This is a genomic window from Polaribacter sp. Z014 (genome assembly GCF_023555435.1).
In the GTDB taxonomy this organism is placed as follows: domain Bacteria; phylum Bacteroidota; class Bacteroidia; order Flavobacteriales; family Flavobacteriaceae; genus Polaribacter.
In genome coordinates this window covers 25,014-38,353 of the sequence record NZ_JALCZP010000009.1, presented here as the reverse complement: position 1 = coordinate 38,353, position 13,340 = coordinate 25,014, and the positions used below count along the sequence as shown (strand labels likewise).

Genomic DNA, 13,340 nt, shown 5'->3' with positions numbered 1-13,340 from the left:
AATAGTGCTATAAATCTGCTATGAGATATTGGTAATCTTGTGGTAACTGTGTAGATAAAAAAAGAAAAATATCATCTCTATCTGTAGTTTTGTAATCGAAGTAGGTTAAAGTTTTCTTTTTTAAATTAGGATAACTCATTTCAATTAAATACATCCCTACTCCTTCGGTTAAATACTTATTTCTTTCTTGTATTTTTCGTGGTTCATGTTTTTCGAAAGCGATGTAAAAAGAATTTAAATCTTTTTGATTGACCCAAATATTGCTTAAAAAAATAGGAGATTTTGGCTTAGAAAATTCTTTTCTTATAATGTAATCTATATTTTCTGCCTTTACAGATCCATAATTATTTGCAACAATAGCATTTTGCTTATATCTATATAATTCTGTGCTATCATTAAACATAGTAGGTTTTACAATCAATTCATAAAAACCTTTTTCCTCTCTTTTAATTTTAAACTCTACATGCGCTTCTCTAGTCCAAGTATTTGGATATTTATCTAAAACTGTACAAATTTTATTTGAAAAATATTGAAATTTATCAAATGTAGGTTCTGTTCCCAAGTCAATACTAATAGCATGATTAAAGACATTTACATCCATACTTAAAACATCTTTATCTAAAACGTTGTATAACTCTTCTCTAAGTACAATTTCTTGTTTTTGATAATTCGTTAATGCTTCAATGCTTCTATCCTCTGTGTAATTAAAAGGCACATAGAGCGCTTTATCTTTAGCATTCCATTCAAAATTGATTACAATTTTAGAATTTTCTTTTAGCATTAATTCTACCCAGTATAAATTAGGATTCATATTAGCAGCATTAAAATTTCTTTTAAAAGTCAGAATTTCATATTTGTTATTATGATGCTCTTTTAAATATTTCACAAACCCCTTTTTTGCGTTCGTATTAGAAACTCCGCAACCAACAAACAAGAATAAAATTCCGATTAAAACACTATATAAAATGATTTTACACATACCAATATCTTTTACCAATTACACTAAATTTTAAACGCTCCTTATAAATTATTTTCTAATAACTCTACAAGTACTTTAATTCTACTATTAACGTCTGGTGCATTTATAATAGGACTATGATCTATCGTTAAAACTCCATCTGAAAATGTAAATCCATTTTTAGGATTGTGATGGTCTTTGGTATTTAATATGTGTATTTCTTTTAAGCCTTCAGATAAAGCTTCTTTTCCCATATCGTCTGCAGCAATAGACTTAAAGGCTTCTATAAGTGGTAAGAAATATATTTTTGGATACGAATCTGCATAAAGGTGTAAAAAGCGTTCTTCAAACAAAGTACTCCACTCAATGTTTAAAGCAACATCAAAACCTGCAGCTTCAATTATTTGTGCTTTTAATTGTGGAAATTGTTCTTCTTGAAATGTTTTTGTAAATCTGTTTTCTTTTAATCCCATGATCTTTTAATTTAAAGGTTATTTCTTTGTATACCTCAAAACTAAGATTTGAATAGGAAGTTTTTAAAACCGTTTTACATTTGTCGTTCTTCGTTTTATAATTGCGCTTATAAAGTATCTAAAACTTGTTTTAAGTATGATTTTTTACGAGTAGCAACAGGAATTACTTCACCATTTGTTAAGTAAACAGTGTTGTTAGCATTAATGGTTTTTATGTGTTTTATATTTACTAAATGCGATTGATGTATGCGCACAAAAGTGTGTTCGCTTAAAATATTCTCATAGTATTTTAGATTACGAGCACTCATTATTTTTTTATCAACCGTATGAAAAACAGTGTACGCACCATCAGACTGACAACGAACAATGTCTTTTGTCTGAAGAAAATATTGTGCATCCGCAGTTTTTATTAATAAGGTTTTATCAATTTCCTTTTTATTAATTTCAGACACTTGGTCTAAAGCATTTTTATATACTTGTTCTTTTTTATAACCTACTCTAAAACGATCTATACATTCAGATAATTCTTCTGAATCTATCGGTTTTAATAAATAATCTATGGTATCAAACTTTATCGCTTTTATTGCAAACTCATCATAAGCTGTTGTAAAAATTATTTTAAAATCGATGCTATCTATCGCTTCCAATATCTGAAAAGCATTACCACCAATCAATTCTATATCTAAAAAAACTAAATCTGGAGTTTCCTCTTTTAAAAATGAAATAGCATCGGTAACATTATCTATTTTAGCAATAACCTCAATGTCTTTTTGAGTATAGGTAATTAGTTTATCTAATGTGTTTAATGCATTAAATTCGTCTTCTATTATAACTGCTTTTATCATTAAATTTTTAATTTAAATACTACTTTTGTTCCTGAAGGATTATTGTTTTCATCAAATAAATCTTGAAGTAGAAATGACTTCTCCTCGCCTTTTTTCCTCATTTTTAAACGCTCCTTAAAAATAGATGTTGCATGTAGGTCTTCTGTTACCTCTTCTTCTTTGGCTTTTGCAGACCTTCCTACTCCATTATCTAAAATAACAAAAAGCAATTCTTCTGCTTCTTTTTTTATGACAAGCAGAAGTTTCCCACCTTCTTTTTTTTCTTTTAAGCCATACTCAATTGCATTTTCTAAAAATGGCTGTAATAACATTGGCGGCACCTGTATTTTAGAAACATCAATAGAATCATCTATTTCTAGAGCATACGTAAAAACATTATTAAAGCGTAATTGTTGTGTTTCTATATAGTTAGAAATCATGGCAATTTCTTTATCAAGCGGTATAGCTTCTTTTCTAACATAATCGAAGTTTTGTCTTATCAACTTAGAAAACTTAGCAATATAATTAGAAGATTTTATAGCATTTCCTTCTAAAGTTATATTCTGAATAGCTGCTAATGTATTGAATATAAAATGTGGATTCATTTGTACACGCAGCAAACTTTGTTCTAAATTAAACGCTTTATTTGCAGCTCTTAACTTAGTGTTATACACATAAAAAGCAGTTGCAATACCAAGTAATACAAATAACAAAATAGTGCTTATTAAAAGCCATTGATTTCGTGTATTTATTTCTTTTTGATGATTAATTTCTGTCTCCTTTTTCTTTACTTCATAATTAACATTTGCAAAATTTAAGAGTCTGTTTTTTTCTAAACTACTCACATTTAACTGCAAACTATCTCTAACTATCTGGTTATCTAATGCTTTCACATAATCTCCATCCATAATAGAAATAGCAATTAATTTATCCCTAACTTCTATCTCGTCTTTTACATTTTTATTAGCAACGTAAATATCTAGTGCTTTTTTATAATTAATTGCTGCTGAATCATTTTTAGATTTTAGCAAAAATAAATTCCCTAATCCTTTATAAGGTGCAGCATTAGTAGCTTTAATATTCTTATTTAAAGTAGCGGCTCCTCTTAAAAATTTTTCTGCATTTTCATATTTCACTGCATCAATATAAGTATAACCAATATTATTTAAAACACTTGCTAATAAAACAGGGTTCCGAATAGATTGACTTAAAGCCATAGCTTCAGAATACGTTTTTAAAGCTTTGTTATATTCCTTTAACTTTAAATAAACACTTGCTTTGTTATTTTTTATTGAAATAATAGAAGTAGTATCAATTTCTTTAGAAAACAAACTATCTGTTATGTTTATATAAGACAATGCTTTTTTATAATCTTTTAACTTAAAATGAAGATTAAATAATTGATTGTAAGCTTTACCTTCTATCCTTTTATCTTCAATTAATTGTGATAAATGCAAGGCCTTAAGTGCATAAACCTGTGCTGTTTCAATATCGCCTACATGCAAATACGCTCCGCTTAACGTAATCAAACAACGGCCTTCATTATACTTATCTTTTAAATCAGTAAATAAATTATACGCTTTTAAATGTGTATTAATTGCCTCTTGATATTTAAAATTTAGGTATAAAACTTCCCCCTTTTTAAACAATAACATTGCGTGTTCTAAGCTTGTTAAGTCTTTAGCATTTATGAGTAAACTATCTAATTCTAGAAAGAAATCTTCTGGTTGCGTTTGCGCAATAGTATCTAAACGAGCAAGTTTACTTTTTATATTCGGGCGAATAATATTTTGTTTAGAACAAGCTAAAAACAAAAGTAATAAAGACATTGCAAAACTTAATTGCCATAATCTTTTCTTTTTTAAAATCATAAAAGCTAAAATAGAAAATGTTTGAATAAGCTAAAATAAGCAATCATCAATACTCTCATAAAAAAATACTTTTATTTTTTGTAAAAACCAACCATTTTATTGAAACAAAATTAGAGTTGTAACTAATATTTATTATTAAAATTTCAGCAATTATTGAAATATAAATAATTTAATTACTTCAATATTAATTATTATCTTTAATCTAAGATAGTTCTTAAGATGAAAATCTAAAGAATAAATTTAAAAAAGACATATCAATAAAACGAAAATAAATACATATGAAATTATTAGGAATAGGTTCTAGAATTCAACATTCTGGATTTGGTTTTGGCGTAGTTACCAACGTAGATAGTAAAAATTATTGGGTTACCTTTCAGGAAAGCGGTTTAGAAACCATTCCTTTAGATAGTGAGTTTGAAGTTATAGAAGCAGTTGTAGATGAATTAGATACTGTTAGTTTTTACGAAGTAGAAAATACTTTAAGAAACCTATTAAAAAAATATAGCGATATTTCTGAAGTAGTGCATATTGCAGATAAATGGAAAGGTGGCACCTTAACCCTAGCTCCTAAAGATTCTAATTTAAGCTCTAAAGAAATTCCTATTGATGGTTTTTTCCATAAAATAGTAATGGTTAGAGATCGTGTTAGAGTTATGGAACAAAAAATAAATGCAAGTAAAACGCTAGAAGATCAAGACAAAATTGATTTACAACAATACATCACAAGAATTTATGGTAGTTTAACTACGTTTAATGTGTTGTTCCATTTAAAATCTGATCATTTTATTGGTTCTAAATCTAAATAAAATAGAATAATTTGCATCTTTTTTAACTAGTCAGCGTCTATTCTATGAATATTAAAACAAATATCATGGAAAATAATAATTGTACTTGTAATTGTGAAGGTTGTAAAACCGGAGATTGTAAAAATTGTAATTGTACAAACTGTACTTGCAGCAATTGTAACTGTTAAAAAAATCGTCATTGCAAAGTTTGAAGTAATCTACTTATAAATAAAAGATTGCTTCATACTTTGCAATGACGTAAATTTCTATTATGACTACAAAACAAGTTTGGACTTTATATTCTGAAGATTTAAAACGATTTATTATCAGCAAAGTAAAAGATACCACTATTGCAGATGATATTTTGCAAGATACTTTTATAAAAATTCATACTAAAATACATAGCTTAAAAGATATTACAAAACTAAAATCTTGGTGTTTTACAGTGGCTAGAAATTCTATTCTAGATTACTGGAAGTCTACAAATAAAACATTTGAAATTGCAAATTTTGAAAGTGAATCAAAAATTTCAGAAACGATTCACACAGAAAAAGACTGCTTAAGAAGTATCTTAAAAAACTTACCTAAAAAATACAGAGACCCTTTATTTCTTTCAGATATAAAAGGGATGAAACAACAAGAAGTTGCAAATGAACTTAATCAATCCTTACCAACTACAAAATCTCAAATTCAACGTGCAAGAAAATTAATAGCACAAGGTTTTATGGATTGTTGCGGTTTTGTTTTAAATGATGATGGCAATTTAGTAGGTGAAATTAAAGAAAAAGAAGATTGCAAAGTTTGTAAATAATTTAACAATAAAACTCTATTTATGTTTTATATTAGTTGAAATTCTATTATTCTTTAAAAATCGATAAAATGGCAGCACTTAAAAAAGAAGATATTAGTCAAGAAGTATTTGATTTGTATGATGATTATGCACACAACAAAATAGACCGAAAAGATTTTCTAAAAAAACTTTCTTTATTTGCTGTTGGTGCTATTACATTACCTGCTTTATTAAGTTTTATTTCTCCGAATTATGTAGATGCTATTTTAGTACAACCTACAGATCCAAGATTAAAATCAGAAACCATAAACTACGCCTCTCCAAAAGGAGGATTAAAAATGACGGGCTTATTATCAATTTCAAAAGATGTAACAACTAAATTACCCGGAATTATAGTCGTTCATGAAAACAGAGGCTTAAACCCGTATATAAAAGATGTTGCTAGAAGAGCTGCCTTAGAAGATTTTATAACCTTAGCACCCGATGCACTTTCTCCAATGGGCGGTTATCCTGGTAATGATGATGATGGTAGAAATATGCAAAAAAAGCGAGACCAAGGCGAAATGTTAGAAGACTTTATTGCTGGCTACCATTATTTAAAATCTCACAAAGATTGCAACGGAAAAGTAGCGGTTGTAGGTTTTTGTTTTGGAGGATGGATTGCGAATATGATGGCTGTAAAATTACCAGATTTAGCGGCGGCTGTTCCGTATTACGGAAGACAACCAAAAAAAGAAGATGCAGCTAGAATTAAAGCTCCTTTATTATTACAATATGCCGGTTTAGACAAAAAAGTAAATGAAGGTTGGCCAGAATTTGATAAAGTTTTAACAGAAAATAATATTGAACACGAAGCCCATTTTTACCCAGATGTAAACCACGGGTTCCATAATAATACAACCCCAAGATATGATGAAGCAGCAGCAGATTTATCTTGGAAAAGAACCATTGATTTTTTTAATAAACACTTAAAAGAATAATTTACTTTTTTATCATTCCTGCAAAAGCAGGAATCTATTTCACTATATTTTAATTACTTTTATACTTTAAATATTTAAGGTGAAAAAGAAAACTCTTATCAGTAAAGAATTAGAAAACTTTTACAACAAAGCTTCAGAAGAAACCAGACTAGAAAAAGGAATGGGAATTTTTGAGTTTGAACGTATAAAAGAACTCATACAACAACATATTTCTAAGACAAATAGCACCATTATTGATGTTGGTGGTGGAACAGGAAAATATTCTGAATGGCTGGCAAAAAACAACCACACTGTTCATTTGGTAGAGCCAGTTTTAAAACACATAAAATTTGCAGAAAAAAGAGCTAAGAAACTAAAGAACCCTTTTTCTGTTGCCATAGGCGAAGCTAAAAAATTACCTTTTAAAGACAATGTTGCCGATTTAGTAATTTTACACGGACCTTTATATCACTTACAAAAAAGAGAAGATAGAGTCGCTGCTATTTTGGAAGCCAAAAGAGTATTAAAAAAAGGCGGAATTATATTAGGTTTTGCAATTAATGCAACCGCTTCTACCGTGGTTGGTTTAATGAACGGAATGATTCACGCAAATTCATTTTTTGATATGTGCAAAAAAGAACTTACCACAGGAGTTCATGATGCACCAAAAGACTTTCCTTTTTTATTAGCAGATGCTTTTTACCATAAACCAGAAGGCTTAAAAGCTGAGTTTTTAGAACAAAACCTCAACTTTATAAATCTTTTTGCTGTAGAAGGAATGATTTGGTTAGACAATGAATATTTTGCAAACATGTTAAATAAGAAGAAATCGAAGACTTTAAAAGCGCTACAAACTCTTACTCAAAATGATGAATATTTGTTGCCTTTTAGTCCACATATGATGATTGCTGTTAGTAAATAAACCATCTGTTATTATAAAATAATTACAATTAAACTATTTTTGATGATATCTTCTAAATCGAAAAAAATGAAGTTGCTAAAAATCAAAAAAAACTCGTACTTATTATTAGGTCTTATCTTTTTAATTAGTTGTCAGAAAACACAACAGGAAACCTTTAAATTTACAAAAACAGAAAATCCTTTTATTAAACATATGTATACTGCAGATCCTTCTGCAAGAGTTTTTAAAGATAAATTATATGTATACACGTCTCATGATGAAGATACTGCAACCTATTTTAACATGATAGATTGGCATGTTTTTTCAACCGAAAACATGGTAGATTGGGAAGATCATGGAGCAGTCTTAACGCTAGATGATATTAAATGGGCAAAAAAGTGGGCTTGGGCTCCAGATGCAATTAGCCGAAATGGAAAATATTATTTTTATTACCCTGTTGAACGTTCCAAAATTGGAGTTGCAATTAGCGATTCTCCTACCGGACCGTTTACTGACAAATTAGGAAAACCACTTATTGACAATACAAATCAAATAGAAAAAATAGGTCCAGAACCTATTGACCCAGCATTATTAATTCACAACAATCAAGCATACATGTACTTTGGATGTCGAGAATTACGTGTTGTAAAATTAAAAGAAAATATGATGGAAATTGATGGTGATGTAATGAAGTTGGAGATTAAAGGAATTGAAAATGATAAACAAAATGATGGAGGTTTTTACGGCGAAGGCCCTTGGATATTTGAAAGAGAAGGTAAATTTTATTTTATGTATTCTAATGGTTGGGGAAAGAAAAGCACCTTAGTTTATGCAATGTCAGACAATCCTTTAGGTCCTTTTGAATTTATTGGCGAAGTTGTAGATCCGGTAAACTCGCCAACTTCTCATGGTTCAATAACCAAATTTAAAAATGAATGGTATTTATTTTATCATAATAAAACACTATCAAACAACAAATATCGTAGATCTGTTTGTTTTGATAAAATCACGTTTGATTCCAATGGAAAAATAAACAAATTAAAACTGAATTAGAAAAAGTAAAAAATTATTAAACACTATTTCAATCATAAATATTTGTCGCCTTTTAATATCTTAATCATGTAGACTTGTTAGAAAAGAGTTTTACTTGTGCCTAAACTTTAAAAAAGATAACTTCGCTATATGTACTAAACTGATTTCTGTAATTACTATTTATATTAAATCGTTAAAATAGATGTCAAATCAGAATTAATAGCATGCAAAAAGGTGAATAAGAAAGAGAATAATTGGATTATTTGTAAGAATTGTAAAGGCACAGGAAAAATAAGGAAAAGTCTTCCTAAAAAAGTACGACTCAACTACAAATTTTTATTAGAACAATTTAAAAAATCCAATGGAGAAGGAATCGCTCCAATTCGACCTCTAGGTCAACTACAAAACTGTTTAAATTGTAAAGGATCTGGAATTATAGCATCTAACAATCTACCTATTGCAGACACAGAAAACTATCCGCACGTTGCCATTATTGGAGGTGGAATTGGAGGTGTTGCACTAGCAGTAGCTTGTTTGCATCGCGGAATACCTTTTACGCTTTATGAACGAGATATTAACTTCGATGCTCGTTCTCAGGGTTACGGTCTCACACTACAACAAGCAAGTAAAGCTATGGCGGGTTTAGGTATTCTTTCTCTAAAAGAAGGAATCACTTCTACCAAGCATGTGGTGCACACTACAGATGGAAAAATTATTGGGGAATGGGGCATTAGAAAATGGGGAAGATCAGACACAAAAACATCACCAAAACATACTAATATACACATTGCAAGACAGTCTTTACGATTGGCTCTACTAGAACAACTTGGTGGACCTGATAAAGTAAAATGGGGACATCAATTCATAAATTATAATGAATCTGAGAACGAAGGGGTAAGCCTAAAATTTCAAGTGAACGATGAAATAAAATATGCCAAGGCAGATCTTATAGTTGGAGCTGATGGAATTCGTAGTACGGTAAGAGAACAACTTATTGGAGAAGAGGTAACTTCTTTACGTTACTTAGGTTGTATAGTCATTTTAGGTATTTGTCCTCTTAAGAATTTAAAAGGTATTGAAAGTCCTTTATTAGATTCAGCCACCGTGTTTCAAACAGCTAATGGTAATGAACGCATCTACATGATGCCGTTTAATTCAGATACCATCATGTGGCAACTTAGTTTTCCTATATCAGAAAAAGAAGCTAAAGAACTCAATTTAAAAGGAGCGAAAGCACTAAAAGAAGAAGCGTGTTTTAGAACGCAGTGGCACAAGCCTATTCCGCAGATTGTAAAAGCAACCAACAAAGCAAATATTTCTGGATATCCTGTTTATGACCGGGAATTACTAAAACCTGAAATGCTAGAAAAAGTAGCAAAAGTTACATTATTAGGAGACGCCGCTCATCCAATGAGTCCATTTAAAGGTCAAGGTGCAAATCAAGCTTTATTGGATGCGCTATCACTGGCAAGAGAAATATCAAAAGTAAACGGTTCTTTATCCCGATGGAAAGAAATAGGAATACGGAAAAGTGTATTAACTGTCTTTGAGGCAGAAATGATAGCACGGAGCGCTACCAAAGTAAAGAGTTCTGCTGAAGCTGCTGAATTATTGCATTCAGAAATTGTACTTCAAGAAGGTAATGGTCCGAGAGGAAAGTATCGAAAAAAAAAGGACGCATAGTATTGAACTTTATAGTGTTTGTGTATTGAAAGTTACGTTTTAAGTGAACCTCAATTTTCCTCTGAAAAATTGAAGTTTTCAAAAATGTAATTGCTTTTAATTTAGCATTTTTTTACATGGTGTTAGCAACTTGGCTTTGTTTCAGTCGTAAATTCTAATTATTTCACCATTTCCTTTTCCGTTTACACTTCTTACATATCCGTTAACTACTTTTTTCATTGGTATCGGATTGTGTCCTGGAAAATAGTCTTTGTACTTTTCATAAGCATCTTCGACCATTCCCGAAGAAACCACATTTACTCTAATTCCATTTTCAATTTCAAGTGCAACCGCTTTTACAAAACTATGAATTCCGCCATTTACCATTGATGCACTCGCCGTTTTTACAACCGGGTCATCTGCCAAAATTCCTGTAGATAAAGTTATTGAACCATTTGGGTTTAAATAATTTTGTCCAATACGAACAAGATTAACTTGTCCCATTAGTTTACTTTTCAGTCCTATATAATAATCGTCTTCGGTAAGTTTATCAAAATCATCCCATTTTGCCTCGCCTGCGAAGCATATAATAGCATCTAACCTTCCAATCTTTTCAAACATAGATTTTATTGACTTGCTATCAGCAATATCTACTGACACTTCTCCATTGGTTCGTCCAGCAATTATTATTTCGTTCTTTTCTTTAAAATGGAAAACTACCCTTTTTCCGATAGTTCCATTTCCTCCAATTATTAAAATTTTCATTGTTTTCGTTTTAACTTGAATTCAAAAATATAATTAAGAAAAAGATAGATTATTAATGTACTGTTAATTAGTAAATTTTTAACTACGCTTTAATTATTGTCACATCCAATAAAACAAGTTTTTAATTATCTATTAATCCCTATTTGAGGATTGTTATGAGAAAATTTAAATTCTTTTTTTAATTCAACTAAATAAACTTTCCGCTGCTCACAATCAAACTACCGCTTGTCATATTTTCAATTTAAAAATCAATTCTCTTAGATATATTTACAGTATCATTAAAAAAATTAAGATTATGATCGTAATAGTAAACGCTTTAATAAACATCGTTGAAACAGCAATAGAGTTGGTTTTTCAAATACTAATGTGGTAAATCAATTAAAATAATTGATAAAACAAATTAAAAATTTAGAAGTAAATAATCTTAAATTATAATTTGTAAGTTTGAAAATTAGCACTAGTAATAAATGAAATTATCTCTAAATAAATCTTATATAGTATTCAATCTCATTGGATGGCTCCTTTTGTTTACAGCAACATTAGCCGGCCCAAAAATATTTCTTTCAGAAGAAGTATTGGCTAACGAGCGCGTCTTATATTATTGGTTAGAAACTGTTGCGTGTGCAGTTCTGGCTTTTACGTTATCGTTTATAATCTCTATTTTTATTGATGATAAAATTAATTTTAATAACAACTGGAAAAGGATTACTTGGAAAATTTTTATAATTTTTACAATTGTTCAAGCATCATATACCTTGTTTATATGGCCTATATTAGATTTTGTTCAAGAATGTACAAAGTATGAATCTGATGTGGTTATGGGCTTAGTTGGTAAAATATATAATGTTTTTTACTTTGCAACCTTATTTGTTATCTGGCTTTTTGTTTTTTTAACCATTAAGATTTTCCATCAATTAAAAACAGTACAATTAAAAAAACTTCAACTAGAAACAAATCTAAAAGAGTCTCAGTTAAACACCTTAAAAGGACAAATAAATCCACATTTTATGTTTAACAGTTTAAACAATATTCGTGGGCTCATGTTAGAAGATGTAGATAAAGCTAGAAATATGCTTACAAGCCTATCAGAAACTTTACGATACTCTTTAACAAAAAGTGATGTAAATTCTATTTCATTAGAAGATGAATTAGAAATGGTTGAAAATTATATCGCTATTTCTAAAATTCAATTTGAAAATCGTTTACAATTTGAAACACATATTGATCAAGAGTCTTTAAGTAAACAAATTCCGCCCATGATTATTCAAATGTTAATAGAAAATGCACTGAAACACGGAATATCTAATTTAAAAAATGGAGGTATAGTAAGTTTATCAACCACCATAAAAGGTACTCAATTACAAATAGAAGTAATAAATTCTGGAACACTACAAAAAAGTAAAAACAGTACGCAATTAGGCTTAAAAAACATTAAAAAAAGATTAGCCCTACTTTATGGAGAAGCTGCAACTTTTAATTTAAGAGAAAATAAAAATCAAGTGGTTGCTACGATTAAAATTCCATTGATATGATAAAATTAAAAGCTGTTATTGTAGAAGATTCTCGTTTAGCTCGTAATGAATTAAAAGAATTAATTAAAGCGCACAAAGAAATTGAAATTTTAGGAGAGGCAGAAAATGTAGATGATGGCTTTAAATTGATTAATGATACAAATCCAGACCTACTTTTTTTAGATATTAATATGCCAGAAAAGGATGGATTCGAATTATTAGAAATGTTAGATCAAGTTCCTACAACTATTTTTACAACAGCTTTTGATGAATATGCCATTAAATCTTTTGATTATAATGCTTTTGATTATTTATTAAAACCAATTAATCAAAAACGTTTTTCTAAAAGCATAGAGAAAGTAATCGAAAGCTTCAATAATAATCTAGCAACAGCAGTAAAAAATGAGAGTGCATTAAGTTTAGATAAACAAATATTTATTAAAGATGGAGAAAAATGTTGGTTGGTAAAAATTGAAGATATTTCTTTATTTGAAATTGTAGGAAACTATACGCGTGTCTACTTTGATAACAACAAACCATTAATCTATAAATCGCTGGCGCAAGTAGAAGAAAAGCTACCCAAAGAAGTCTTTTTTAAAGCCAATAGACAACAGATTATTAATATAAATCACGTTAAAAAAGTAGTATCTTGGTTTAATGGAAAATTAAAAGTAGAAATGAATTCTGGAGAAGAAGTAGAAATTTCCAGAAGACAATCTTATCTTTTTAAAGAACAACTGAGTTTTTAAGCATAAAAAAAATAGCCATTATTTTACAACAATGACTATTTTTTATTAAAAATTTAAGAG

Annotated in this window: 13 protein-coding genes; 8 read left to right on the top strand and 5 right to left on the bottom strand. The window is 29.3% G+C overall.

Annotated features, from left to right (window positions below):
• Window positions 1-7: 7 nt before the first annotated feature.
• The 4 genes from MPF19_RS11695 to MPF19_RS11680 all read right to left on the bottom strand — a co-directional run bounded on the left by MPF19_RS11695 (window position 8) and on the right by MPF19_RS11680 (window position 4,126).
• Window positions 8-997: a hypothetical protein gene (locus MPF19_RS11695; protein ID WP_249988389.1), complete on the bottom strand. Its 990-nt coding sequence runs from the start codon at window positions 995-997 to the stop codon at window positions 8-10.
• Between the two features lie 23 nt (window positions 998-1,020).
• A complete protein-coding gene (locus MPF19_RS11690) occupies window positions 1,021-1,431 on the bottom strand; it encodes a hypothetical protein (RefSeq protein WP_203391855.1) in 411 nt (136 codons plus the stop codon).
• 107 nt (window positions 1,432-1,538) lie between these two features.
• Window positions 1,539-2,276, bottom strand: coding sequence for a LytR/AlgR family response regulator transcription factor (locus tag MPF19_RS11685; RefSeq protein ID WP_203391854.1), 738 nt, complete (start codon window positions 2,274-2,276; stop codon window positions 1,539-1,541).
• Window positions 2,276-4,126, bottom strand: a complete 1,851-nt coding sequence (locus MPF19_RS11680; RefSeq protein ID WP_203391853.1) for a tetratricopeptide repeat-containing sensor histidine kinase — start codon at window positions 4,124-4,126, stop codon at window positions 2,276-2,278. Before MPF19_RS11680 ends, MPF19_RS11685 begins: the two co-directional genes overlap by 1 nt.
• 278 nt (window positions 4,127-4,404) lie before the next feature.
• Here MPF19_RS11680 and MPF19_RS11675 point away from each other — a divergent pair, with 278 nt between their 5' ends.
• From MPF19_RS11675 to MPF19_RS11650, 6 genes are all read left to right on the top strand, one after another.
• Window positions 4,405-4,932, top strand: a complete 528-nt coding sequence (locus tag MPF19_RS11675; RefSeq protein ID WP_249988388.1) for a DUF8685 domain-containing protein — start codon at window positions 4,405-4,407, stop codon at window positions 4,930-4,932.
• A 250-nt stretch (window positions 4,933-5,182) separates the two neighbouring features.
• A complete protein-coding gene (locus MPF19_RS11670; RefSeq protein ID WP_249988387.1) occupies window positions 5,183-5,722 on the top strand; it encodes a sigma-70 family RNA polymerase sigma factor in 540 nt (179 codons plus the stop codon).
• A 68-nt stretch (window positions 5,723-5,790) separates the two neighbouring features.
• A complete protein-coding gene (locus MPF19_RS11665) occupies window positions 5,791-6,681 on the top strand; it encodes a dienelactone hydrolase family protein (RefSeq protein ID WP_249988386.1) in 891 nt (296 codons plus the stop codon).
• A gap of 79 nt (window positions 6,682-6,760) precedes the next feature.
• Complete coding sequence (locus MPF19_RS11660; protein ID WP_249988385.1) at window positions 6,761-7,582, top strand: class I SAM-dependent methyltransferase; 822 nt, start codon at window positions 6,761-6,763, stop codon at window positions 7,580-7,582.
• Between the two features lie 66 nt (window positions 7,583-7,648).
• Window positions 7,649-8,614 (top strand): family 43 glycosylhydrolase, encoded by a 966-nt coding sequence (locus MPF19_RS11655; RefSeq protein WP_249988384.1) that lies wholly within the window; start codon window positions 7,649-7,651, stop codon window positions 8,612-8,614.
• A gap of 177 nt (window positions 8,615-8,791) precedes the next feature.
• Window positions 8,792-10,276, top strand: a complete 1,485-nt coding sequence (locus MPF19_RS11650) for an FAD-dependent oxidoreductase (protein WP_502925189.1) — start codon at window positions 8,792-8,794, stop codon at window positions 10,274-10,276.
• Window positions 10,277-10,417: 141 nt separating this feature from the next.
• Here MPF19_RS11650 and MPF19_RS11645 read toward each other — a convergent pair whose 3' ends face one another.
• The gene (locus MPF19_RS11645; RefSeq protein ID WP_249988382.1) at window positions 10,418-11,020 is read right to left on the bottom strand and encodes a short chain dehydrogenase; all 603 of its coding nucleotides are present in this window, start codon (window positions 11,018-11,020) and stop codon (window positions 10,418-10,420) included.
• A gap of 467 nt (window positions 11,021-11,487) precedes the next feature.
• Here MPF19_RS11645 and MPF19_RS11640 point away from each other — a divergent pair, with 467 nt between their 5' ends.
• On the top strand, window positions 11,488-12,552 hold the full coding sequence (locus MPF19_RS11640) for a sensor histidine kinase (protein WP_249988381.1): 1,065 nt from the start codon (window positions 11,488-11,490) through the stop codon (window positions 12,550-12,552).
• Window positions 12,549-13,280 carry a LytR/AlgR family response regulator transcription factor gene (locus tag MPF19_RS11635; RefSeq protein ID WP_203391845.1) on the top strand — a complete coding sequence of 244 codons (732 nt, stop codon included), beginning with the start codon at window positions 12,549-12,551 and terminating at the stop codon, window positions 13,278-13,280. Before MPF19_RS11640 ends, MPF19_RS11635 begins: the two co-directional genes overlap by 4 nt.
• The last annotated feature ends 60 nt before the right edge of the window (window positions 13,281-13,340 follow it).